This is a genomic window from Enterococcus sp. AMC1251 (genome assembly GCF_058216535.1).
The window spans coordinates 1,185,202-1,210,696 of record NZ_CM177098.1 but is presented as its reverse complement, the minus strand read 5'-3'; the positions used below and the strand labels follow the sequence as shown (position 1 = coordinate 1,210,696).

19 protein-coding genes are annotated in these 25,495 nt (G+C 36.0%); 3 read left to right on the top strand and 16 right to left on the bottom strand.

Annotation, left to right across the window (positions count from 1 at the left end; all coding sequences use genetic code 11):
• Window positions 1-73: 73 nt before the first annotated feature.
• The 6 genes from ygeW to ssnA form a co-directional block, all read right to left on the bottom strand.
• Entirely contained in the window at window positions 74-1,267 is a 1,194-nt protein-coding gene (gene ygeW, locus AC4BBR_RS05580; RefSeq protein WP_490461567.1) for a knotted carbamoyltransferase YgeW, read from the bottom strand.
• Between the two features lie 102 nt (window positions 1,268-1,369).
• Window positions 1,370-2,686 (bottom strand): YgeY family selenium metabolism-linked hydrolase, encoded by a 1,317-nt coding sequence (locus AC4BBR_RS05575; RefSeq protein WP_490461566.1) that lies wholly within the window; start codon window positions 2,684-2,686, stop codon window positions 1,370-1,372.
• A 5-nt stretch (window positions 2,687-2,691) separates the two neighbouring features.
• Entirely contained in the window at window positions 2,692-3,885 is a 1,194-nt protein-coding gene (dpaL, locus tag AC4BBR_RS05570; RefSeq protein ID WP_490461565.1) for a diaminopropionate ammonia-lyase, read from the bottom strand.
• A 54-nt stretch (window positions 3,886-3,939) separates the two neighbouring features.
• On the bottom strand, window positions 3,940-5,322 hold the full coding sequence (gene hydA / locus AC4BBR_RS05565; protein ID WP_490461564.1) for a dihydropyrimidinase: 1,383 nt from the start codon (window positions 5,320-5,322) through the stop codon (window positions 3,940-3,942).
• A 50-nt stretch (window positions 5,323-5,372) separates the two neighbouring features.
• Window positions 5,373-8,378 carry a putative selenate reductase subunit YgfK gene (gene ygfK / locus AC4BBR_RS05560; RefSeq protein ID WP_490461563.1) on the bottom strand — a complete coding sequence of 1,002 codons (3,006 nt, stop codon included), beginning with the start codon at window positions 8,376-8,378 and terminating at the stop codon, window positions 5,373-5,375.
• Window positions 8,379-8,417: 39 nt separating this feature from the next.
• Window positions 8,418-9,752: a putative aminohydrolase SsnA gene (ssnA, locus tag AC4BBR_RS05555; protein WP_490461562.1), complete on the bottom strand. Its 1,335-nt coding sequence runs from the start codon at window positions 9,750-9,752 to the stop codon at window positions 8,418-8,420.
• A 419-nt stretch (window positions 9,753-10,171) separates the two neighbouring features.
• Between ssnA and AC4BBR_RS05550 the strand changes: the two genes are divergently transcribed.
• From AC4BBR_RS05550 to AC4BBR_RS05540, 3 genes are all read left to right on the top strand, one after another.
• Window positions 10,172-10,810 (top strand): helix-turn-helix transcriptional regulator, encoded by a 639-nt coding sequence (locus AC4BBR_RS05550; protein ID WP_490461561.1) that lies wholly within the window; start codon window positions 10,172-10,174, stop codon window positions 10,808-10,810.
• A gap of 319 nt (window positions 10,811-11,129) precedes the next feature.
• Entirely contained in the window at window positions 11,130-12,467 is a 1,338-nt protein-coding gene (locus tag AC4BBR_RS05545; protein WP_490461560.1) for a MurT ligase domain-containing protein, read from the top strand.
• A 41-nt stretch (window positions 12,468-12,508) separates the two neighbouring features.
• Complete coding sequence (locus AC4BBR_RS05540) at window positions 12,509-13,204, top strand: type 1 glutamine amidotransferase (RefSeq protein ID WP_490461559.1); 696 nt, start codon at window positions 12,509-12,511, stop codon at window positions 13,202-13,204.
• Window positions 13,205-13,329: 125 nt separating this feature from the next.
• Here the strand turns inward: AC4BBR_RS05540 and manA are convergent, their stop codons facing one another.
• From manA to AC4BBR_RS05490, 10 genes are all read right to left on the bottom strand, one after another.
• On the bottom strand, window positions 13,330-14,304 hold the full coding sequence (gene manA / locus AC4BBR_RS05535) for a mannose-6-phosphate isomerase, class I (RefSeq protein WP_490461558.1): 975 nt from the start codon (window positions 14,302-14,304) through the stop codon (window positions 13,330-13,332).
• Between the two features lie 42 nt (window positions 14,305-14,346).
• On the bottom strand, window positions 14,347-15,384 hold the full coding sequence (locus AC4BBR_RS05530) for a serine hydrolase domain-containing protein (RefSeq protein WP_490461557.1): 1,038 nt from the start codon (window positions 15,382-15,384) through the stop codon (window positions 14,347-14,349).
• 40 nt (window positions 15,385-15,424) lie between these two features.
• Window positions 15,425-16,261, bottom strand: a complete 837-nt coding sequence (locus AC4BBR_RS05525) for a VOC family protein (RefSeq protein WP_490461556.1) — start codon at window positions 16,259-16,261, stop codon at window positions 15,425-15,427.
• Between the two features lie 345 nt (window positions 16,262-16,606).
• Window positions 16,607-17,842: an ABC transporter permease gene (locus AC4BBR_RS05520; protein WP_490461555.1), complete on the bottom strand. Its 1,236-nt coding sequence runs from the start codon at window positions 17,840-17,842 to the stop codon at window positions 16,607-16,609.
• A complete protein-coding gene (locus AC4BBR_RS05515) occupies window positions 17,839-18,549 on the bottom strand; it encodes an ABC transporter ATP-binding protein (protein ID WP_490461554.1) in 711 nt (236 codons plus the stop codon). The genes AC4BBR_RS05520 and AC4BBR_RS05515 overlap by 4 nt, the downstream gene beginning before the upstream one ends.
• An 11-nt stretch (window positions 18,550-18,560) precedes the next feature.
• The gene (locus AC4BBR_RS05510) at window positions 18,561-19,721 is read right to left on the bottom strand and encodes an efflux RND transporter periplasmic adaptor subunit (protein WP_490461553.1); all 1,161 of its coding nucleotides are present in this window, start codon (window positions 19,719-19,721) and stop codon (window positions 18,561-18,563) included.
• Window positions 19,722-20,092: 371 nt separating this feature from the next.
• A complete protein-coding gene (locus tag AC4BBR_RS05505; RefSeq protein WP_490459128.1) occupies window positions 20,093-21,052 on the bottom strand; it encodes an IS30 family transposase in 960 nt (319 codons plus the stop codon).
• Between the two features lie 141 nt (window positions 21,053-21,193).
• Window positions 21,194-21,781 carry a guanylate kinase gene (locus AC4BBR_RS05500; RefSeq protein WP_490461552.1) on the bottom strand — a complete coding sequence of 196 codons (588 nt, stop codon included), beginning with the start codon at window positions 21,779-21,781 and terminating at the stop codon, window positions 21,194-21,196.
• A 218-nt stretch (window positions 21,782-21,999) separates the two neighbouring features.
• On the bottom strand, window positions 22,000-23,448 hold the full coding sequence (locus tag AC4BBR_RS05495; RefSeq protein WP_490461551.1) for a glycoside hydrolase family 1 protein: 1,449 nt from the start codon (window positions 23,446-23,448) through the stop codon (window positions 22,000-22,002).
• Between the two features lie 110 nt (window positions 23,449-23,558).
• Window positions 23,559-25,439, bottom strand: coding sequence for a beta-glucoside-specific PTS transporter subunit IIABC (locus tag AC4BBR_RS05490; protein WP_490461550.1), 1,881 nt, complete (start codon window positions 25,437-25,439; stop codon window positions 23,559-23,561).
• Between the last annotated feature and the right edge of the window lie 56 nt (window positions 25,440-25,495).

Sequence of the window (25,495 nt, the reverse complement as noted above, 5' to 3'; positions counted from 1 at the left end):
TTTTTGAAAAGAGAATAAATGATTCTATTTTATAGAGAAAGCATCTCACTCCATGCCAGTGACCGATTACTGCTTATTTTATTTCTCTAGGTGAGGATTTCTTTTCAAATTCTTTTAACATTGCTTGCGGGCTTTTTACTTTACTCAAGAAAATCATCGCAGCAATGATATATGGTTTGTAGCTTGCTTCCTTATAAAGTTCTACACGATAGCGATCAAAAACAGAAGCTTCAACTTCCCCTTCATCACAACTTACGCCAGTAATATCGGCTGGTAAGCAATGCATGTATAATGCTTTCCCTTCTTTTGTTGTTTTCATTAACTCTTCCGTACATTCCCAATCTTTATGATTTTTATTTTGAGTCAGTAATTCTTTCTCTAATTTATCAATTCCCACTTGATCGCCGTCACCATATAATTGCGTCCGTTTTTCCATTGCCGCAAATGGTGCCCAGCTCTTAGGATAGACAACATCTGCATCTTTAAAAGCTTCCGCCATGCTATTTGTTTTTGTAAATGAACCGCCAGCTTCAGCAGCGTTTTTCTTGGCAACTTCTTCAACTTCTGGCATAATTTCATAGCCTTCTGGGTGTGCTAACACAACGTCCATACCAAGACGTGTCATTAAGCCAACTATTCCTTGTGGTACTGACAATGGTTTTCCGTAAGATGGTGAATACGCCCAAGTCATTGCAACTTTTTTCCCTTTTAAATTTTCAATACCGCCAAATTCATGAATTAAATGAAGTGCATCAGCCATTGCTTGGGTTGGATGATCAATATCACATTGTAAATTGACCAAAGTTGGACGTTGCTCTAATACACCATCTTTATGACCTTCTTGAACTGCTTCTGATACTTCACGCATATATGTGTTTCCTTTACCAATATACATATCATCACGAATCCCTATGATATCCGCCATAAATGAGATCATATTGGCTGTTTCACGAACTGTTTCACCGTGAGAAATTTGACTTTTACCTTCGTCTAGATCTTGAACTTCTAAGCCTAATAGATTACAGGCAGAAGCAAAGCTAAAGCGAGTTCTTGTAGAATTGTCACGGAATAAAGAGATTCCTAAACCACTATCAAAAATCTTCGTCGAAATATTATTTTCCCGTAAGTAACGTAGCGTATCTGCTACGGTGAAAACAGCTTCTAATTCATCACGTGTTTTTTCCCAAGTTAAAAAAAAGTCATTTTCATACATTTTATCAAATTCTAATTTGTCCAATTTTGCAATATAATCGTTAAACGTTTCCATGTCATTTCTCCTCTATATGAATAATACGATAGCCGATATTCTAACGTCCTTTACTCATCAGAATATCGATTCGTTTTTAGCTTATATTTTTAATAATAATGATTAGTTATTTTCGCAATAAACGCTTGGTAATGCTGCATATACTGCGGCGCAACGTACCAAATCATCTTTCCATGTTTTTTCATTTGGCGCATGTGCTTGTGCTTCTGCACCAGGTCCAAACCCAATACAAGGAATCCCATTACGTCCCATAATCGACACACCATTTGTTGAGAAAGTCCATTTATCTAATAGCGGACGAGCCTTGCGCATCTCGATCGTTTCTTTTGACCCTTTACGTTCTTCACCATATAGATTTGCATGCGTTTTCATCAACGCTTTTGTTACACCATGATCTTCTGGTATCACCCAGGTTGGGAAATAACATTCGATTGGATAGGTTAAACCTGTATAGGAAGGACGATCGTAATCATACATCGAAACGACTACATCCTCTCCATATTTTTTAACGGCAGGCAAATTACGGATTTCTTCCAAACAGCTTTCCCATGTTTCGCCTGCAGTCATCCGACGATCTAATGAAACCGTACAACCATCCGCCACTGCACAACGACTTGGAGATGAATGGAAGATTTGAGAAGCAGTGACAGTTCCCTTCCCTAAGAAACGAGCTTCTTTCCATTCAGGGTTATATTTTTCGTCAAGCATCCGGACTAACCCTCTAATAACCGTACTTTCAGTATCACCATTATTATTTAAAGCGCGCACATCTTGTAAAATATCAGCCATTTTATAGATCGCATTATCGCCTCTTTCTGGAGCAGATCCGTGACAAGAGACTCCTTTAACTTCAACTTTGATCTCCATTCGACCACGTTGACCACGATAGATCCCGCCATCTGTTGGCTCTGTTGAGACAACAAATTCTGGACGGATACCGTCTTCTTTGATAATATATTGCCAGCATAACCCATCACAATCTTCTTCTTGTACTGTCACAGTAACCAAAGCTGTGTATTTTTCATTTAATAAGCCTAAATCTTTCATGATTTTTGCACCGTAAACAGCAGAAACGATTCCACCTTCTTGGTCAGAAGTACCTCGTCCGCCAATTTCTGTATCTGTTTCATACCCGTCATAAGGATCAAACTCCCAATTACTCATTTCACCGATTCCTACTGTATCCATATGACCATCAAATGCGATCAATTTTTTACCTGTTCCCATATATCCTAACAAGTTTCCTTGAGGATCTATTTCAATTTTGTCAAAACCTAATTTTGTCATCTCAGTTTTAGCACGTTCTATTTTATTTCCTTCCTCAGAACTTTCCCCTGGAATTTTGATTAAATCACGTAAAAACGTAATCATGTCTTCTCTGTAGCCTTCTGCAGCATTATTGATTGCTTTAAAATCCATTTACATTACCTCCATAAGATTTTTTTGTAGTTATCTGGATCTGTATCGCCTTCTGTTGAAAACATTAAAACAGTTGAATTTTTATCAAGCTCTAGTGTGTCACGTAATTCTTTATATTCTGGATCATGCATAGCTGTTGCTACTAACCCCATGGCTACGGCTCCTGATTCTCCTGAAATTACTTGCGGATCCTCTTTTAATGGGGCACCAAGCATTCTCATGCCTTTTTCTGAAACCCAATCAGGTGCAGAAACAAAGACTGAGGTATGATTTTCTAAAATGTCGAATGAAATAGTATTTGGCTCACCACAAGCAAGACCTGCCATGATCGTTTGTAAATCACCTTCGACAAAACGAATCTTGCCATCTTTTTCGACAGCTGACTGATACAGACAATCTGCTGCTTGTGCTTCAACAACAATCATTTTTGGGGGATTATCAGGATAAAGATTAGCAAAATAACCAATAACAGCACCCGCTAAGCTACCAACACCAGCTTGAACAAAAACATGTGTAGGGCATTTATTTCCTGCTTCTTCTAACTGTTTGGAAGCTTCTAAAGCCATTGTTCCATAGCCTTGCATGATCCATGTTGGAATTTTCTCATACCCATCCCAAGCAGTATCTTGAACCATGATACCGTTTTTAGTTTCTTCAGCCATTTTATTTGCCATTCGCACACATTCGTCGTAATTGACTTCTTCAATGGTAACTTTTGCACCTTCTTTTTCAATGTTTTCTTTACGCGTTTGTGTTGAACCTTTAGGCATCAAAACAACTGCTTTCTGCCCTAATTTATTTGCTGCCCAAGCAACACCACGACCATGATTTCCATCTGTCGCTGTGAAGAATGTTGCTTGACCAAACTCATTCCGAAGCTTCTCAGAAGTTAAAATATCATAAGTCAAATCAGTAACATCTTTGCCTAGTTTTTCTGCAATGTAATTCGCCATAGCAAATGAACCACCAAGTACTTTAAATGCATTTAAATCAAAACGATACGATTCATCTTTGACAAAAAAATCCTTTAAGCCTAAATACTCAGCCATGTTTTTTAATTCAGCTAATGGTGTCTGATTGTATTGGGGAAAACTACGATGAAAAGCTAACGCTTTCTCGATTGCTTCCTTTGACATCAGAGGTAAATAGTAATCTTCCGTTTTTGGCATGTCATTTGCCGTCCATTTTATTTTTTCCAAAAAATTTTCTCCTCCATCTTTTTTATTTAAATCAACACTGGTCGATTGATTCCGTTAATGATTACTTGTGAGCTTACGGAAAATAAACTTTCCTTGTTTTTCTACGATAACCTTGTCATTTTCAGCTACTTTTTGCCCTCTTAAATATACTGCTTTTGCGCTACCTTTCGTTTGCATACCGTCATATGGCGTATAATCAACATTCTGCAATTGAGTCGAAGCAGAAATGACGCCAGCTGTTTTAGGATTCCAAACAACGATATCCGCATCACTGCCTACTTGGATAATGCCTTTTTGCGGATATAATGCAAATTGTTTGGCAATATCTTCTGAAAGTAAACCAACCATTCGCTCCAAACTAATTTTTTCAGTTGTTACGCCATAGGTATAAATCAGCTCTGGACGAGTCTCAACACCTGGCATACCATTTGGAATCTTACTAAAATCGTTTTTCCCAATTGTCTTTTGCCCTTCAAAATTAAAGCTACAGTGATCTGTTGAAATTGTATCAACTTGACCACTGATTACACCGTCCCACAATGCATTTTGATCACTGATACTCCGTAATGGTGGGGAACATACATATTTCGCCCCTTCAAAATCTGGTCCATCGTATAAATGATCATCTAAAACTAAATATTGAGGGCATGTTTCCACATAAACTTTTTGCTTGCGATCTCTTGCCCGTTTAACAGCTTCTAAAGATTGTTTGGTACTTAAATGAACGATATTTACTGGTAAACTAGCTAAATCAGCGATCATCAAGTAGCGTTCCACAGCCTCTGCTTCAACTGAATTCGGTCTCGTTAAGGGATGGTAATGCGTTGAAAGTTTTCCTTCTGCTACAAATGTTGCAATCATTTTATTAACCATATCGCCATTTTCGCAATGAATCCCTAACATTCCTCGATACTTACGGATTTCTTGCATTGCTTCAAAAATTTCTGCATCTGTCGTTCTTAAATTATCGTAAGCCATGTACATTTTAAATGAGGTGATTCCAGCATCAATCATGTTTTTGATTTCTGCTTTAATACTCGGACTCCACTCTATAATCGACATATGATAGGTATAGTCACAAGAACTAGTTCCTTTTGCAAGATGATTCCAATCCGTTAAACAATCTTTCAAGGAACTACCTTTACTTGGTGTCGCCATATCGATCACTGTTGTTGTTCCTTTGGCAACTGCCGCTTTGCTTCCAGTATAAAAATTATCTGCAGTGCTCATCGATCCTGCACCATTATTTAGTTCCAAATGAGTATGAGCATCAATAAATCCTGGCAATAACAAATAACCTGAAACATCTTCTAGTATGGAATTTCCTGGATTCAAATTGGTACCCATCTCAATAATTTTTTCACCGTCAATTCGTACATCTACTTGACGACGATTCTTTGCGGATACAACTGTTCCGCCTTTTAAAAGAATAGACATTTTTTAACCTCCATCATTCAGAAGTTGGTTTTGCGCAACTCATTGTCTGTTTACATTTGCATACAATACTCATATTCTTCGATCATTGTATCCATTAACTCAATAATATCTTTCGGAATCTGTTGCATTTGATTCTCTAAACAAATGGTTGAAATATTTCCCCATAATCGAACCAAGCAAACTTTCTCTCTAGGATCAATGACATAAAATCCTGAGTTCTTACTATTTTCAAAATCAACCTCTGTATTAAATAACGTGAATTTATCTTTGTAAGGCGCACTTGCATAAGGACAAAAAGTTTCACAATTGCCACATTCATTACACATCCGATCCACATGAACGATTTGAGGCTGACCTTTAACATTTACCACGATATTTGCTCGGTTTGGACAAACATCCATACACGACTCGCAAATCGTTGAGCATTCTAAGCAATTACTTGCTTGTCCGCAGAATGCTTCATTTTCTTCTAGAACGCCTCGTTTGTTACGAACAAGGGCTATATCTTCATTAAAGTTAGTTTGTTCATAATGCTCATTATGGATTTGACAGATATTTTTTGTGGCTTTTGTTGCATCTGCAATCGCTTCAACAATGGTTGCAGGTCCTAGATTTGCATCACCAATCACATAAACATTTTTTAAATTTGTTTCTAAAGTATTTTGATTTGAGACCACTTTTCCGTATTGATCGGTCGTAATTCCAATGGATTGATAGAAATCTGTATCAACTTTCTCACCTACTGCAGCAATCACAGTATTCGCCACAATGTCTATAAATTCCCCCATAGCTACTGGGCTGCGACGTCCAGAGCTATCGCGATCACCTAAGCTCATTTTTTCACAAGTAAGTTGACCATCAACTAGTTTAGTTGGTGATAGTAATTCCAAGAATTCTACACCATCTTCTAACGCAAAATATAATTCTTCTTCATCAGCAGGCATATTACGTTTATCACGACGGTAAACGACGGAAACTTTTTTCACGCCTGGTAAAGTGGTTGCCGCTCTAGCACAATCCATTGCTGTATTTCCGCCACCAACAACCACGATCTCTTCCCCATAAGGATTGATTTGCGGATTTTCTCGGTTTGCTTTTAAAAATTCTAACGAGTTTAGGGTTTCCCCAGCTTCTAATTTTAGTTTGCCATGTTTCCAAGCACCAATTGCATAAATAATATTTGTGTAACCTTGTTCACGCAAAGTTTCAATATTCGGTGCAGCTTTTCCAGTCTTAAATTCAGCACCCATAAATTTGGCCATTTTCACATCATTTTGAACAGATTTCATTGATATTCTAAATTCTGGTACGATTTGGCTACAAACACCACCAATCGTATCTGCTTTTTCAAATACGGTAACTGGCATCCCTTCACGAGCAAGCAAGAACCCAGCAGATATTCCGGCTGGTCCCCCTCCTACAATAGCTGTTTTAGGCATATTTTCTTTTGGAATTGGTTTTTCCATTGTTTCCATTAGTTCATCATACGCATGCTCAGCAGCTTCTAATTTTGCTTTCCTAATTTTGATCGATCCTTCATAAAATTGACGCGTACATTTCGTCATACAAGGATGTGCGCAAATCGTTCCAGTAATAAATGGCAAAGGATTTTTATCGACAATTACTTTTAGTGCCTCCAAGTAGTTGCCCTCGCTCACATAGCGAAGGTAAGCTGGAATATCCTGATTAATTGGACAACCACCGTCACTACGACAAGGAGCCGTGTAGCAATTTGTCAAAGGAACTGTTGTACGTAATTTAGGACTTTCGGGTAATTTGATTGATTTTTTATAACGAGCTTGCTTTTTGGCTCTTTCAACGATCATTGTCAGCTTAGCTAAATCCACTTCAACTTTTGTTGGATAAAGTGAATCTGCAAGTAAATTAGCTACTTGGTTCATCCGTTGATAGCTACCAGGTTTTAATAACGTGGTCGCCATAGTAATCGGCCAAATTCCAGCATCAAAAATATCTTTGATGTTAAAAATATCCGCACCTCCAGAATAAGATATCTGCAATTTCCCGTTGAAAGCATCTGATAATTTTTTGGCTAAAGAAATACTTAACGGAAATAATGAGCGACCGGACATGTACATTTCATCTCCAGGTAATTCCTCTTCGGCAATTCCTACAGGAAATGTATTCGTAATTTTTACGCCAAAATTTAATCCTTTATTATTTGCTAAAGTTTGAAGACGTTTTAACATTGGAACTGCGTCTTCAAATTGTAAATCTTCTACAAAATGATGATCATCAAAGACCATGTAATTAAACCCTAGCTCGTCCATCGTTTGACGTGTATATTCATACCCCAACATCGTCGGATTGCACTTAATAAATGAATTCAAGCCTTTTTCTTCTAATAAATATGTCGTGATTCGCTCAATTTCATCTGAAGGACAACCATGGAGCGTGGAAAGTGTTATTGAACGGCAAACTTTTGAGCTGATTGCTTCAATATAATCTTTATCGATTTTTTTAAATTGAGGTAGATATTTATAAGCTGCTTCCTTACATTTTTGCCAGATCGGTGTAGTTTGAGCATCTTGCATATCTGTAATATACTTATCCACTTTCGGTGACTGAATCCCAGCTAAATCATACCCCACACTCATATTGAAAATGAAACCGTCTGGATCTCCTAAATCAAGCTCTTTACTAAGTAATTTTAATACAAACCAGCCTTTGACATATTCATCATATGCTTGTGGAACTCTTAATTCCGTTGACCACTCTACGTTATAGCATTCATCTGCTGCTGTGATACAAGGTTTACTTACTGGCAAGTCTTCTCCATCAATGATTTGAACAGTCTTAACTTCAAAAAAACGTGAACCCGTTAAATAAGAAGCGATAATGTTTTGAGATAATTGCGTATGTGGACCTGCAGCAGGGCCGCATGGCGTTTCCATTTTTTCACCAAATAAAGACATTGTTTTATTTGAATTAGCTTTGTAAAATTTTTTTACACCAAAAATAGTTGATTCGTTTTTATACTCGTTTAAAATCCAATTCAATAACCCATCAATAGAAATCGGGTGCATGATGTCACTCATGTTTGTCACTCCTTTTTTATTTTTCTACACTAGCAATGACTAGCGATTGATTCTTGTCCAAAGAGATTGCGCTTGTATTTGGGCATCGCGCCATATCTTTTCTTCGTCAACACCTTGTACTTCACGATTTCTCATACGAATTCCACCATTAATGATCGTATCTGTGACCGCTCCGCCATTCACACCAAATAAGATATGAGAATTATAATTATCTTTCGTCATTGGTGTTGGTCCTTTGTAATCTACTACGATCACATCTGCCGCTGCGTCGGGTTCTAAAACACCTAGCTTTGTTTCAAAATAGCGATTTGCCATTTGAGGATTATTAGTGAACAGCATTTGAGGGATTTCTGTCCATGCAGCATTTGGATCGGCTAGTTGATGTTTATGAATAATATTCCCTACCTTATAGGATTCTGTGAGATCATTCGTATAGCCATCAGTTCCAAGACCCATTAATATTCCATACTCATTGAGCATACGTATTGCAGGCGGGCATCCCACTGCATTCCCCATATTTGATTGGGGATTTGTTACGACCATCGTATTAGTATCTCTTAATAACTCCATTTCATGAGGACCGATATGGATGCAGTGTCCTGCCATCGTTTGTTTCCCTAAAATTCCTAAGTCGTACAATCGATTCACAATGGGTTTACCATATTTTGCTAGTGAATCATGCACATCCGCAATATCTTCAGCAATATGAATATGATACCCTACATCTTCAGGAGTATTTAAAACACAATATTCCAATGATTTATCTGACAACGTAAAGGCAGCATGCATACCCATCATAGCTTTTTGCATATCATCATTTCGAGCTTTACTTGCTTTAATAAAATCAACATTTTCTCTAACTGCAACTTTCATTTTTTCTTCGCCATCTCGATCTGAGACTTCATAACATAGACAAGTACGCACACCTAATTCATCCGCCGCATTAGAGAGACGAGTTAAACTACCTTCAATTTCCCCATAACTCGCATGATGATCAAAAACAGTAGTCACACCATTTTTAATACTATCTAAGTAAGCGATTTTCGCACTATGATAAGAATCTTGTAAAGTCAACGTTCGATCGATACGCCACCATTGACCTTCTAAAATATCCATAAAATTTTTAGGATGATAACCATTAATCGTTAATCCTCTAGCAAAAGTGCTATAAATATGATTATGCATATTAATTAAACCAGGCATGATCACGCCACCTTTGGCATCAATAAATTCAGCTTTTGGAAACTTTTTACGTAAATCACCAGTTGATCCTACGGCTTTGATTTTCTGTCCATCGATTACAACACATCCATCCTCATAAAATGTACCTTCCATATCTCTACAGATCGTCCGTCCATTTCCTATTAATAACATTTTTGCCCTCCTAAGATTTCATTTTATTTCACGCCGAAAAAGAAATCGCTTACAATCATATGATTCAATCATGGATTAAGATAAAGATTTTTTCTATCTTTTTATTCCTGTTATCGTCGTAAAAGAGCGCTTGCAAAATCACTTACATTGACTATTTCCTCTAACTCGAGTAAATTATACCACTTAACCTAAAAAAAAACAATGCTACCTAAAAATTATTTTTTAGTCCAATGTGCCCATTGTCTTGTATTATAATTTGGTGCATGATATTATTACATTCGAAGATAATTTCAGCTATTTTTTTCCTATTCATATACTGTTATATATCTGTTTTTTTCTAAATTTACGAATAATAAAAGGACCTAGAATAACATCTACTCAAAATGTTACTTACCTTCTTTTAGGAAAGGAGTGAAAAAATGCTCTCAGATGAAAAATTAAATTTTCTGACACAAGTCGCAAAAGCTTTGGCTGGTCAGTTCGGTGATAATTGTGAAATCGTCATTCATAAAATTAATGAAAATAATATCAATAATACGATCGTTTCAATTGAAAACGGTCACGTTTCTTCCCGTCAACTTGGAGATGGACCTTCTCAAGTTGTTTTAGAAGCGTTGAAAAAAGATCCTGCCGATTTGATCGACCACATCAATTATTTAACTCGAACACATGATGGACGAATTTTGAAATCAAGTACCGTTTATTTCAAAGATAACTTTGGTAATTTAGATGGTATTTTTGCAATTAATTACGATATTACTGCACTCATTGCCGCTGAATCAACATTGAAATCTCTCGTTTCTATTAATGAACAAGAGAATAATAAAGAACCTGACTATATTCCTCAAAATATTAATGAGCTTTTAGATGACTTGATTGAAGAGTCCGTTAAACTAGTTGGAAAACCAGTTCCTTTGATGACAAAAGATGATAAAATTAAATGTATTCAGTTTTTAAATAGCAAAGGTGCTTTTCTTGTGACGAAGTCGGGCGATAAAGTAGCAGCATTTTTTAATATTTCTAAGTATACTTTATATAGTTATATTGATGCGAAGTAACAGTGTAAGCTTTAAAAATTTTGGAATAAAGCGTTTAGTTCCGAGAAAGTAAGACTGAATTTCCGACTTATTCCCGAAGCCTTTAATTCTAAGTGCAACGTAGTAACTGTTTTTTACCACCGTTTATTCGTATATTGAGGGTGAGGCAAAAGTGCTTTTTACTTTTATCTCACCTTCGTTTTTTTTAGGCTATATTTTTCAGTCATAATAATAGTAAGAAAGAGTAAAAGGAATTAATTTTTTTTTTCAATTGTGGTATTATAGATTGAGTTTATTATTGAATTTAATAATGATCGTTATATAAATTGGAGGGCACTTTATGGGAATCAGAAGTCATATTGCGATTGCTGCAGGAAAAATTTCTCAATGGATTTTACAAACTTTTTTTAAAGGTGGCAGCAGCTATCCTGGAAAATTAGCGTTAAAAATCGATCCAAAAATTTTAGATACCTTAGCAAAAGATTACGAAATTGTCGTTGTCACTGGTACAAACGGAAAAACCTTGACTACTGCCTTAACAGTAAATATTTTAAGACAAGAATTTGATCATGTATTGACTAATCCAACAGGAGCAAATATGGAACAAGGAATCGTTTCAACCTTCTTATCTGCTAAAAATAAACGTGGGAAAAAGAAATTTGCAGTCTTAGAAATCGATGAAGCGAGTTTAAGTCGTGTCACAAAATATATTGAACCAAAGCTATTTTTATTTACAAATATTTTCCGAGATCAAATGGATCGCTACGGTGAAATTTATACCACATACAAACTAATCGTTGACGGTGCGGCGGCGGCTCCCAATGCCCCTATTCTTTGCAATGGCGACTCACCAATCTTCAATTCAGTTGAAACCGTCAATCCAAGAAAATATTACGGTTTTAATCACAAAGAAGATGAAGAGCAGATGGCTCATTACAATACAGATGGCTTGCTTTGCCCAAAATGTCACCATATTTTACATTATAAAATGATTACTTATGCGAATCTGGGAAAATATTACTGCCCTAATTGTGGCTTCCATCGTCCTGAACTGGATGTTCAACTAACTGAGATGGTCAAAATGGATAATACTTCCGCTAATTTTATAATTGATGGTAATGAATACAGTATTGCTGTCGGAGGTATGTATAATGTGTATAATGCTTTAGCTGCGACTGCTGTTGCTAAACACTATGGCGTTTCTCCAGAGAAAATCAGAGCTGGTCTAAGTTATGATGAGAAAGTGTTTGGTCGTCAAGAAACAATTAATATTGACGGTAAATTATGTACATTAGTTTTAGTTAAAAATCCTGTTGGGTTAAATCAAGTGATCGATATGATGGCTCTTGCTCCTTACTCGTTCTCATTAGTATCATTACTAAATGCAAATTATGCTGACGGTATTGATGTCAGTTGGATCTGGGACGGTAATCATGAGTCATTTGCACAAATGACTATTCCAGCAGTCATTGCGGGTGGTGATCGCCATTCAGATATGGCTTTACGCTTGAAAGTTGCTGGTATTTCTGAAGATAAACTAAAAGAAATACCTAGCTTAGATGATGTGATCGCAGCAATCAAAGAATTACCGACAGAACATGTTTATATTTTAGCTACGTATACAGCTGTTTTACAATTACGTAAATCACTCGCTGCACAAGGCTATATTAATAGCTAGCCTTTCGAAAAAAAGATAAATTAGGAATGAGGTAAAGAACAGTGCCTAAAGAATTAGTTGTGTGTCATTTATATGGGAATTTACTGAATACTTACGGCGACAATGGAAATTTACTGATGTTAAAATACCTTGCTGAAAAAATGAATGTGACTTTTCGCTCTGAGATCGTTAGTATCTATGAGCCATTTGACCCCAATAAATATGATTTGGTTTTTGTTGGTGGCGGGCAAGACTTTGAACAGTTAATCATTTCAGAAGATATTCAAACAAAAAAAGAAGCTTTGACTGAATACATTGAAAACGACGGTGTCATGTTAGCAATTTGCGGAGGGTTTCAATTATTAGGTCACTATTACATGGGGGCAAAAGGTGAAAAAATTAATGGAATTGGTGCTTTGGATCATTACACATTAAATCAAGATAATAACCGTTATATTGGCGATATCGTAATCCATAATGAAGAATTTAATGAAACCTATTATGGTTTTGAAAATCATAATGGGCGAACATTTTTAGGTAAAGAAGAACGTCCTTTAGGAAAAGTCGTTCAAGGGAAAGGGAATAATAATGAAGACGGCTCTGAAGGAGTCATCTACAAAAATGTCTTCGGTTCTTATTTCCACGGACCAATTCTTGCTCGAAATGAAAATTTGGGTCGTCGATTGATCAAAACAGCCTTAGAAAAAAAATACAATGAACCCTTCAATGTACCTAAAAAAATGAAGACAGTTGAATAAAGGAAAAAACAGCGAGACAAAAGCATTTATTTCCGTTAGAACCGCTTTTGTCTCGCCGTTTATTCATATTCCTTGGAGCTGAGGGTGACTCGTAGAGTTATGACCACAGCCTCCGTTTCTTTATTTTATACATCGATCCCAGGTTCAGAAGCAATAATAGTTAAGTCACCTTCAACACGCCATTTTGCAATGTCATTCGGCAAAATAAAGCTTGTTCCTTTAGTCAGTTCATAGCTTTCAGTCTTAATTGTATCAACATCTTCAATAATCAGATGACCAACTCCTTCAATAACTGTTGCTAATGTATAAGGTGCATTTTTCTTTAAAGTTAGCACTCCGTTGACTTGCCATTCATATACGTTGAAAAACGGTGTTTTCAAATACGTAATGATGCTAGATTGTCCTTGGTTTTGTTGTTGAATCGATAATTGTGCGTCTTTTGCAGGAACTGTTGTTACATCCACAGATTGCTGAATATGCAGTTCTCTTGCATTTCCTTCATCGTCTTTTCTGTCGTAGTCATACACACGATATGTGGTGTCACTGCTTTGCTGGGTTTCTAAAATCATGATTCCTTTACCGATTGCATGAATCGTCCCGCTTGGCACATAGAAAAAATCACCTTTTTTAACAGGTACTTTCTTGAGCAGATCGTCCCAACGTTCTTCTTTGATCATCGCTTCAAGTTCTTCTCGACTTTTAGCATTGTGTCCATAAATAATCGTTGCGCCCGGTTCAGCGTCGATAATATACCAACACTCGGTTTTTCCTAGTTCACCTTCGTGAGCTAGCCCATAAGTGTCATCTGGGTGTACTTGTACAGATAAATCATCTTCTGCATCCAAAATCTTCGTTAATAAAGGAAAAACATCTCCCTTGGCATTACCGAACAATTCACGATGATTCGCCCAAAGTTGATCTAGCTGTTGCCCAGAGAATTCACCATTTTCTACCGTACTTACCCCATGAGGATGTGCACTGATTGCCCAGTCTTCCCCAATCTTATTGCTTGGTAGATCAAAACCGAATACACTGTGTAAACGATCTCCACCCCAAATTTTTTCTTGGAACACCGGTTTTAAAAATAAAGGTTGCTGCATAGTTTAGAGACTCCCTTCCATTTATACTCATTAATTATACCACTAAAAAGAAAGCGATTCATCTTTGTTTGTTATTTTTTCTTTCAAATATGTTTCAATAAGCTCATCTCTTTTTTTCATGTATTCTGCTCTTTTATCCACAGGGTGAACGCGATTAGAAAGAAAGACAAAACCTTCCTTTTCCTCAGGATCAATCAATAAAAACGTACCTGTATACCCTGTATGGAATAAGAGCGATCGTCCAGTCAAATCTTCTTTCAGATCCCAACCTAAAGAGCGATGCCCTTTCTTATTAGGCGTTTGATCGACTAGTAAAGAGCGAATCGTCTCTTTTTCTAATACTCTATTTGTCTGATACCATCCTTCATTCAAATACATTGCTGTAAATTTTTTAAGATCGGTCAAATTGGTAAACAATCCTGCATTACCCGCATGTTCTGCTAAAACAAAAGCTTTTGGATCATGCGTTTGTCCGCGAATCAATCCTCTGACAGGATGATCTTCGGTTGGCACGATTTTAGAAAAATCCTTAGGTAAAAAAATACTTTCAGTCATATCCAGTGGCTGCAAAACACGCTCTTTAAAAATCTCGATGACCTCTTTATTAAATTGCTCTTCCAGCATAAACCCAAGTAAAATCGTACCAGTATCTGTATAAGCAACATTTTTACCTCTATTTTCACCTGAACGTACCTGATTGTATGCACCTTGCAATTCCTCTTTTGACAAAGTCGCTCGATTTTCAATATAACTTTGAATATCCGAGGTATGTGTCAAAAGATGGCGAATTGTTATTTTTTCATCTTCAAATGCTGAATAATAATTTTTAAACGGGGCATCAATGTTGATTGTTCCTGTTTCCATCAGCTGTAAGACGACTGTTGTAGTGCAAATGACTTTTGTCAAAGAGGCTACATCAAAAAGCAGTGAGCGTTCTAGCGGTTCTACAGTAGGTAATATTTGAGCATTTCCCCATGTATAATCTTCGGTTTCTCTCTCTAATATAAAAGAAAAACTAGCTCCAGGAAAAATGCCTTCATCCATTAATTTTTTGATTTTTTGCTTTGTTTTTTTATACATAAATTATTTTCCTCATTATTTTTCAACCTATTTTATTGCTCTACTCTCTAACGAACCACCATTCGATTTTACTAGGATCGTACATCGTTAAAATCGTTAATTTTTTATCAACAAAAAATTCTTGTCTTTGTTCTTCTAGATGTTGTTTTAGCTTCTTCATCTCTTCTTTATAGTTTAATGACAACACAAAAAAATCCACCCCTAAGGATTCTTCAGAATCGTCTACTCGTTTATTCTGTCTTACTGAATCTTCTAAATAAATCCAAAAATTCCTATTATTTATTGATAACATATCAGCAGTTTTACTTTCAGAAGCCATTCCTAAAATATCTTGGTAAAAGGAATAATGTTTACTCTTATCTTCCACATACAATTTGAGTCTGTCAAATCGAACACCAGCTGAAAGGCTCGAATATAAGAGATTACTTTCATTTATCAAAGGTTTGATATTCAGAGTTTTAACATTTTCTCCAAATTGATCTGCTCCTCCTAGATAACTAATCTCCAGGTTGTTCCCTTCTGGATCCTCCAAAAATACACTTTTACGCTGTCCTTTTTGGATTGATTTACTTATAGGGTAGTTGTGAACTGTGATTCTTCTTAAAAGGCTACCAAATTCTTCCTCTGTTGGAATCAATAAAGAAAAACAAATTGATTTCTCAAAAGGATGGATTTGATCTTTCTCAGAATCAGTTTCCTCTAGTATAAGTAATCGACTATCTTTTTCTTGTGAACCGAAAATCGATAGATTATTTTCTTCTAGTTTTAAAATAAATCCCAACACATTTTTATAAAAGTTTACCATGCCATCTACATTTTTCACACGAATTGCAATCGTTTTCACATATACATCTTTTGGTAATTGAAACTTTTCCATTCGTCTTCCCCCTCCGAATGTCTTCCTCTATTTATTCTAAACATCTCTACTGATTTCAGCAAGCAAATGCTCTTTTCAAAAAATTTCTTTTTCATGTGATTTGAAAATCCAAGTATATTTTTTTTCTTTTTTAATAATAAAAAAGAGGGGTATAAAACAACAGTGAAATTCACTTTTGTTTCACACCCTAAATACGAATAGACGATGGTTTCAAAAGCAACCCTCTTTTAAATAAGCTGAAATTCACAAAAATTTAAAGAGCAATTTTCGTGAATTCCTGCTTATTTCTCCAGGTTAAATCCTACAGTCCCAACCTTGTCTTTTAGCCATTATTTGATCTTTTTCTTAATTGTAAATAGCTTTGATTGGATCCATTCTAGATGCACTAATCGCAGGAATGATCCCAAATATAACACCTGTCATAATAGATACTACAGTTGATATAGCAAAAATCGATGGTGTCATCACTGGAACGATATCTACGAAGCCACCGACTAATGTTGAAAGAAGATAGCCTAATCCAACACCGATCAATCCTCCTAATAACGTAATAAATGCCGCTTCTAGTAAGAATTGCATCAAAATCATTCGAGGCTTCGCTCCAATTGCTCTACGAATACCGATTTCTCGTTTTCTTTCTGTGACCGAGACATACATAATATTCATCACACCAATCCCACCAACCAAAAGAGAAATTGCAGTGACTGCCATCAAGAACATTGTCATGCCTCCGATGGCCTCTTCCATTTGCTGCTGGTTCTTCTGCTCCTGATCATTTTCCTTAAAGATCCCTTTAACATCTGGATGGCTTTCGTTCAAAATAGTAACGGCTTGCGCAATAACGTTTTGCTTGTCAACGCCTTCTTTCAATTTGAAATTAATGCCACTAATTGATTTTGACGTTGCTAGTTTATTATATGAACTTCTTGATACAAAACTACTGGAAACAATATTCCAATCTAGTGACATTGCTTCAGAATTATCCAGAGCACCATAATCAAATGGCTCTAAAATGCCAATAACTTTATACATATATCCATTGATTGAAACAGCTTTTCCAATCAATTCACCTGGATCATCCATCTTTAAACTCGTATCAAACGTATCGTGATTCAAAATAATTACGTCTTTATTGATATCTCGATCGTCAAAATCTCGTCCATATTTAACCTTCTTTTGCCCTCGGTTTGATGTAACCATTAACGTTGCTTTGGCACCAAAATAATCCAATTCAGTATTTAGATTATCTCCCATCATACCATCCCCATATTGAGGATAAATTGATTCAACACCATCGATATCCCTGACCTTTTTCATATCGACCCTAGAAAAACTATAATCTGGTTTTTCGTAAGACATTGTCCCAGAAGCACTTTCATCTTCCATGGTATAGTGCAGCTTAACTACGCTCGTATTCATAGCACTTGTTGCAGACGTTACTTGTTTTTTCATGCCCTCGCCTAATGTTGAAATTGTCACTACTGAAGCAATTCCGATGATGATTCCAATCATCGTTAGAAAAACTCGCAATTTGTGAGCTCGCAAACTCAATAATGTACTGATCAATAGATTTGAGATCATCGAATCACCTCTTCTTCAAGAAAACGGCCATCCTTCATGTGTATCACTCGAGTCGCATATTTTTTCATATCATTATCATGGGTAACCATTACGATTGTCTTTCCTTGGCGGTTCAATTCTGTCAATAACTCCATGATTTCCGTTCCAGTTTCACTATCCAAAGCGCCTGTCGGTTCATCAGCCATGATCAAAAGCGGATCATTTACTAACGAACGAGCAATCGCTACACGCTGTTGTTGACCACCAGATAGTTCATTAACTTTTGCTTTTGTTTTTTCGCCTAAACCAACTAACTCTAAATATTTTTCAGCAATCTTTCGTTTTTCTTCATTACTTTTCTTTCCCTCGTAAACACAAGGCAATTGTACGTTTTGACTAACATTTAATGAATTGATCAAAAAGAATTGTTGAAAAATAAAACCAAGATACTCATTTCGGAATTCAGATTTTTTGTTCTCAGAAAGCTTGGAAACATCTTCCCCTTTAAAAAGATAATTTCCATCAGAAATTCGATCTAAAAAACCGATGATGTTCATTAAGGTTGTTTTTCCACTTCCTGATTTTCCCATGATCATAATAAATTCACCTTCATTGATCGTCAAATCCAATGATTTTAAGACGTGCAATTTTTCTTTACCCACAGGAAAATATTTATTGATTGCCTGCATCTGAATGAGAGGTCGCGGACTTTTTTCTTCTTGCATCATGTGTGCTCCTCCTATTCTTTAGCGGCTTTTGGTGCTGCTTCTCCTGATTCTTCACTACCATCGCCAATCAAATCGCCTTCTTTAACTTCCTTCTTAGAAGAAACAACAATTCGATCCGCTGATTCTAATCCTGAATGAACAACGATATTTTCACCTTTTTCTTCGCCTACCTGAATATCACGACGAATCACTGATCCAAAATCATTCACTAATACATATTTTTTGCCATCTTGATCATGCATTGCTTTTTTAGGAACTTCGATTGGCTTGTTATCTCCTAAGTTAATAGTAGCTTGCATATGATACCCATTTTTGATTCCTTCTAAACTATCAAGGGATAATTTTACATTGTACGTAGACATCGATTCGTTAGCATTATTGCTTTCACTTTGATTGGCTTTAGCTTCCGGTGGGTTACCGTCAATATAAGAAATTTTACCTGTGACAGTTGTTCCACTTGAAACGACTGAAAGATTCGCCTTTTGGTCTACGGCAATTTTCATTAAATCTTTTTCATTTACTTTACCAGCGACATACAATCCATCAGAAGTTAAGCGAAGGATAGGCGCATTTTCATCCTTGACCTCTGGAATCGAAACTCGTCCTTTGAATTTTGCTTTTGTTGAGATAAATTGTTTTGTAGATAAATCAGAAATTGTTTCATTAGAAAACAAAATTTCCTCATCTACGCCATCGATTTCCGTCTGATGTTGTTCATCAATAGCCGCTCCTGTTGTATTTCGATCTTCTTCTTTTGTTTTATTAAAATTATCGATTGCTCGGTTCCATTTATTATAGATATTCTGTTTTTTAGTAGCCAATTTACTTAACGTATTATTTTGTGCTTCAATTTCTTTAGTTACTTCTTTATCTTCATACGTAAATAATTCTGTTTCAGGTTCCACAACATCTCCATTTTTCACTTTGATATCAGGAGTACTTGTTAGTTTTGTGTCCTTTGAAAAAGCTTCCGCCTGTTCCGGTTGTACGACACCATTTATATAGACCTGTTCAATATCTGGTACTTCAAAATACTCGATTCCAAAATCTTCGCCAGCCATTTTTACTTCTGACTCTTCTACTTTTGTTCCTTTAAACAAGTTTGGAAGAATAATAATACAGATTACTATTACTGCAATTATCCCTACAATGATCACTTTTCTTTTTTTCATCACTCTTCTCCTCTTCTCCCTTTTCATTTCATAAAGTTATATTTCCCAATAACTTTAGTTATCCTACTCTTTTATTTAACCATTATTTGGTTTGTCATACAAGTTACATTTTTGTAATTAACGGAAAATTCAGATTTCTATATTTTACAAATAACCCCCAGAATAAAATGAACTGATCAATTTTACTCTGAAGGATTTCGTTTTTATTTGGATTTACTATTTATAATAAATGTTTAAACTACCACTTAGTATCTCAGCGAATTTTACACTATTAGCAATCGAGATTTTTTGAGCAATGTTCTGGAAAATTTAATTAGCGCTCTCCGCAGATAAATGAAAAAGTATTTGAATTTTTTATACTATTTGATTTGTCAAATTAAGCTAGACAAATGTCTTTCATTTATGTAACTCAAAAATACTTCTAATGGTGTTCGATAATTTAAAGATTTCCTTGGTATGTGATTTCTTTTAGAGGTGACAGCCGCAACAAAAGCTTGGTCAACTTGATTAAAATCCATTGTTTTAGGCAGCCCATCTTTACGTAATAACCCATTCGAATGCTCATTTAATCCGCGTTGTGAGGGGGTTCCAGGGTCTGCAAAATAGATAGAAATATCATTGACATTACTCATGTTTTTCCAATTTGAAAATTCTTTTCCACAATCAAAGGTAATGGATTTGAACAAGTTTCTGGGAATCTTTTGTAGCCAATCAGTTGTCGCTTTTTCAATATCCAATGCTTTCCGACCATTTGGTTTTAATGTAATAATCACTTTTGAAAGGCGTTCAACTAGAGTGATGATGGCACTTTTATGATGAACGCCAACAATTGTGTCACCTTCTAAATGCCCAAATTCCTGTTGGAAATTAGGGTAGTCAGTGGATCGTTCTGAAATATTGCGTTTAAATGCTTGCTTTCCACGACGTTCTTTATGCCCGTTGGGCTTTCGTTTCCCTTTCATTGGTAGTTTTGAGCAATCAAATTGATTCGCTTTAAACTGACGATAAAGTGTTCTAACAGAGCATGAAATAGGAAACTCAGCTCGACCAATAATCACATCAGGTGTCCACCCTTGAGCCACCATAGATTGAATGTAATCATGCTGTTTTGTAGGCAAACTAATGGGTTGTCGACCACAACGTGTTTTATTTTCTTTATATTGTTGGTAATAGTCACAGATAGATTTTCCTTGTTTCAGGAAGTTGTAAACATTGTAGATTGTCTGTCTAGAACGAGTTAAAGTCTTAGAAACCATCGTAACAGGTTGGCTCATATTGAAATAAGCTTCTATCATCACGAGTTCATTTGATGTAAGATGAGTATAGGTCATTTGTCTTCACTCCTTATAATTCTTTGGTCGGAACTATTTTGAGTGTAGCACAAATGACTTATTTAGTTGTCTAGCTTAATTTTACTATCGGCGCTATAAATTTATTAAACATAGGAAAAAGCTACGTAAAATAAATCGTTCTCACACTCGCTTACTTTTGAGATACTCATTTACTGCCTGTTCTAGCTCTTCAACAACTTTTTGAAATGGTTGATTTGCATCGATTATACAATAGTTTGGGTAAGTCATTACTTTGTTTTTATGCAAAGATTCTTGATCATATAATGCACTACGTTGTGTTATGATCTTTTCATCATCTTCTCTCGTTTGTAATCTTATTAATGTATTTTTTTTGGATGCTTTAAAAAAAATGGGAATAACCATATTGCCAAATCGCTTTTCGATTTCTAGAAAACCTTTAATCGTTAAAACATCATAAGCATAATGATCTGCCGTTTTTTGAATTAACTCAGCAATTCCTACACCATATTGATTTCCATCATATGTATCATGTTCTGCCAAAGCTTTTGTATTTAGTAAATATTCAAATCGTTCTTTCGTTTCAAAGTAGTAGTCTACACCGTTTTTTTCATCTTTTCTGATTGGACGTGTTGTATGAGAAATTACCTTATACTTTGCTTTAAAAACAGCTTCTGCCACTTTCGTTTTTCCTGAACCACTAGGACCGATAATGACAAAAAAAGGATGTTTTAGCTTTCTTCTTTCCAATGGTCTCCCCCCTCACAAACCCACTATACAACACCCAAATGATGGTATCAACGAAAAAGAAATAATGATGAATGATTAAACTACACGATGTTAATGATAATTGATTGGTTATCTTGACCAAAAAATCTTTTTAACTTAGCCAAATATTTCTTTATAATTCCAAAAATTTAGAGCTGTAGATCAAATTTTCTCCTTGACCTACAGCTCTGGTTTATTTTCTATTTCAAGTCTTGTCCATTTGTTTCAATTACTTGTTTATACCAATTAAATGATTTTTTTTCATATCGATTCATCGTGCCTTCACCGTTATCATCTAAATCAACATAGATAAAGCCATACCGTTTACTCATTTCACCGGTTGAAGCACTCACTAAATCGATACAGCCCCACGGTGTGTAACCCATTAAATCAACACCATCTTTTATTGCCTCTGACATGGCTTCAATGTGACGACGTAAATAATCAATACGATAATCGTCTTGCACATAAAAATTTTCATCCACTTTATCGATTGCACCTAAGCCATTTTCTACAATAAATAATGGTTTTTGGTAACGATCGTATAATTCGTTCAATGCAATTCTCAACCCTTCAGGATCAATCTGCCATCCCCATTCACTCGCTTCTAAGAATGGATTGCGCACGCCACCTAATAAGTTTCCAATTACTGTGTCCTCTTCTTCAGCTGTTTCATTGACTGCCGATGACATGTAATAACTAAAACCGATATAATCTACTGAATATTTTTTCATTAATTCTAAATCATTGTCTCCAATTTCTAAATCTGAGACACCATATTTATCAAACATTCGTTGTTGGTAAGCTGGATACTCCCCTCGAACTTGAGCATCTGTACAATAGAAATTGAATTCTTGATTTTGAGCTAATGTCGCCATTTGATTAACTGGATTTGCATCTATACTGTATGTTGTTGCATAGATAATCATACAGCCAATTTGCATATCTGGATTGATTTCATGACCAATTTTCACCGCTTTAGCACTAGCTACGAATTGATTATGCCATGCTTGGAAAACATTTTGATAATCCCCTGCTCCTGTCGCTTTAAGCATCCCTTGGCTTAATGCTGGAAAATGGAATGCTGAATTGATTTCATTAAACGTCATCCAATATGTTACCTTTTTGCCGTAGCGCGTTAATACAACAGTTGCATAGTTTTCAAAGAAATCGATCATTTTACGATTTTTCCAACCGCCATACTCTTTGGCCAAGTGTAAAGGCATTTCATAGTGAGAAATCGTTACTACAGGTTCAATACCATGTTTCAAACACTCATCAATCACTTGGTCATAAAACTTTAATCCTGCTTCATTGGGTATCGCTTCATCACCTTTTGGAAAAATTCTAGCCCAAGCAATTGAGAATCGGTAACATTTGAAACCCATTTTTGCAAATAGTGCAATGTCTTCTTTAAAACGATTGTAATGATCAATACCACGATGATTTGGGTAAATGAATTTATCTTCGTCAATTTCCCAATTGAACGTATCGCTACCTAAAATTTGAAAACGTTTTTTGCCACCAGGCATTGCATCAGCAACAGACAAGCCTTTCCCCTCTGAGCGATAAGCACCTTCTAATTGGTTGGCCGCAGTTGCGCCTCCCCATAAAAATCCATCTGGAAATGCTGTTTTATTGTTTGACATACGATTTTCCTCCTTATTTAAAAAGCTGATTGCGCTCGGTCAGTTTTTATCTTTTTCCCGAAAAACTAGCTCGTGAGCTAGATAATGTAAAAACATAACCAGTTGTCTAATTAACGTATAATCGCTAAGAAATCCTCACCATGTAAAACATCTGTTTGATCCATATCTAATACATCTAAATAATCCCCACTATTTGTAACAACAACTGGTGTCATAACTGGATGCCCTGCTGCTTTGATTTTTTCAATATCAAATTTAATTAACAAATCACCTTGTTTCACTTTCTCACCTTGTTTCACTAACCTCTCGAATCCATCACCATCCATCTCGACCGTATCCATACCGATGTGCATCAATACTTCAACACCATCTTCTGTTGTGATTCCAACCGCATGCCCTGTTGGAAATAGTGTTGTGATTTCGCCGTTAGCTGGAGCGTATAGCTCTCCTAAAGTTGGTTCGATCGCAATCCCTTTACCTAGAGCTCCAGATGAAAATACTTGGTCTTCAACTTTGTCTAAAGGAACGAGTGTCCCTGTTATTGGACTGGTTAAAACAATTTTATCATTTTTATTACTATTTTGTGTAATTGAGTTATTTTCTTTTGGTGCTTCACTGCCAGCTTCTAGTTTGTCATCAAATTTTAAAATAAACGTTAAAACAAATGCAACCACAAAAGCTATCACCGTTCCAATCACAGCTGCAACCAGACCAGACGTATCTTTTGTATCTTGAGGAATGAATCCTGGTAAACTCAATAAACTAACCAATCCAAAGACATAGTTTTGAACGTGACTGAAACCGATAAATGCGCCACCAACTGCCCCACCGATACAAGCAGCAATAAATGGTTTTTTAAGTGGTAATGTTACACCATAAACTGTCGGTTCTGTAATCCCAAAGATCGAAGTAATTGTTGAAGATAAAGCTAAGCCTTTTAGTTTTACATTTTTTGTCATAAAGAACACGGCTAACGCTGCTCCGCCTTGTGCTAAAACAGCTGGCAAAAGCATTGGTGCCATTGTATCTACACCACCACCTGCTGCTGAAAGGTTTAATAACATAATTGGAACAAAGCCCCAATGCATACCAAACATAACAAATACTTGCCATAAACCACCCATAACTGCACCGGCAATAATTGGGCTAAACCCATAAATTCCATCATACCCTTTACCAAGTAAATCACCTAAAATTGTTCCGATTGGGCCAATTGCAATAAAAGTAACTGGTGCCATCACAAGAAAGACAGCTAAAGGAACACAAATGATTTGTAAAAAAGAAGGAATAATTTTCTTAAAGAAACGTTCAACATGACTTTGAACATAAACAGCCAGAATAATCGGAATAACCGATGATGTATACGCACTTGCTCCGATAATTACTGGAATTCCAGCGAAACTTAATGTTTGTCCCGCCAGTGCTGTAATACTTGGATGAACGAGTGCCATTGCGAGGCAGACAGCTAAAAACTCATTCGTTTTGAATTTCTTCGCTGCAGTAAAGCCTAGAAGAATCGGTAAGTAGGTAAAAATTCCGTCAGCTATTGCAAAAAGGACAACATAAACACCTGATTCTGCAGTCAACCAATTTAATGTAACGGCTAGTGTTAAAAATCCTTTTAAGACCCCAGCACCTGCCATCGCACCTAAGAATGGCGTGAATATAGAAGAAATAATATCGATCAATTGATTGAAAATATTCCCTTTCGGTCCATTATCTTTTTCTGACTCATCATTTCCTAGACCACTATGCGCCATCAATTCTTTATAAACATCACTTACGTGGCTACCGATTACGACTTGATATTGCCCGCCGCTTCGAACTACTTGAATCACATCAGTATCTTGATTTAATTTTTCAGTATCTGCTTTTTCCTCATCTTTTAATTTGAAACGTAAACGAGTCGCACAATGGACGACACTATTTACATTTTCTTCTCCGCCAACAAGCGTTAAGACGCGCTCAGCGATTTCTTGATTTTTACTCATTTTACATACCCCTTTTTCTTAATTTTTTATATAAAAAAACCTAAACTGAAAAAACA

Coding starts and splice junctions, on each gene's coding strand:
- ygeW (WP_490461567.1), bottom strand. CDS start 1,267: ATGGAAACGTTTAACGATTATATTGCAAAATTGGACAAATTAGAATTT.
- AC4BBR_RS05575 (WP_490461566.1), bottom strand. CDS start 2,686: ATGGATTTTAAAGCAATCAATAATGCTGCAGAAGGCTACAGAGAAGAC.
- hydA (WP_490461564.1), bottom strand. CDS start 5,322: ATGTCTATTCTTTTAAAAGGCGGAACAGTTGTATCCGCAAAGAATCGT.
- ygfK (WP_490461563.1), bottom strand. CDS start 8,378: ATGAGTGACATCATGCACCCGATTTCTATTGATGGGTTATTGAATTGG.
- ssnA (WP_490461562.1), bottom strand. CDS start 9,752: ATGTTATTAATAGGAAATGGACGGACGATCTGTAGAGATATGGAAGGT.
- AC4BBR_RS05550 (WP_490461561.1), top strand. CDS start 10,172: ATGCTCTCAGATGAAAAATTAAATTTTCTGACACAAGTCGCAAAAGCT.
- AC4BBR_RS05545 (WP_490461560.1), top strand. CDS start 11,130: ATGGGAATCAGAAGTCATATTGCGATTGCTGCAGGAAAAATTTCTCAA.
- manA (WP_490461558.1), bottom strand. CDS start 14,304: ATGCAGCAACCTTTATTTTTAAAACCGGTGTTCCAAGAAAAAATTTGG.
- AC4BBR_RS05530 (WP_490461557.1), bottom strand. CDS start 15,384: ATGTATAAAAAAACAAAGCAAAAAATCAAAAAATTAATGGATGAAGGC.
- AC4BBR_RS05525 (WP_490461556.1), bottom strand. CDS start 16,261: ATGGAAAAGTTTCAATTACCAAAAGATGTATATGTGAAAACGATTGCA.
- AC4BBR_RS05520 (WP_490461555.1), bottom strand. CDS start 17,842: ATGATCTCAAATCTATTGATCAGTACATTATTGAGTTTGCGAGCTCAC.
- AC4BBR_RS05515 (WP_490461554.1), bottom strand. CDS start 18,549: ATGATGCAAGAAGAAAAAAGTCCGCGACCTCTCATTCAGATGCAGGCA.
- AC4BBR_RS05510 (WP_490461553.1), bottom strand. CDS start 19,721: ATGAAAAAAAGAAAAGTGATCATTGTAGGGATAATTGCAGTAATAGTA.
- AC4BBR_RS05505 (WP_490459128.1), bottom strand. CDS start 21,052: ATGACCTATACTCATCTTACATCAAATGAACTCGTGATGATAGAAGCT.
- AC4BBR_RS05495 (WP_490461551.1), bottom strand. CDS start 23,448: ATGTCAAACAATAAAACAGCATTTCCAGATGGATTTTTATGGGGAGGC.
- AC4BBR_RS05490 (WP_490461550.1), bottom strand. CDS start 25,439: ATGAGTAAAAATCAAGAAATCGCTGAGCGCGTCTTAACGCTTGTTGGC.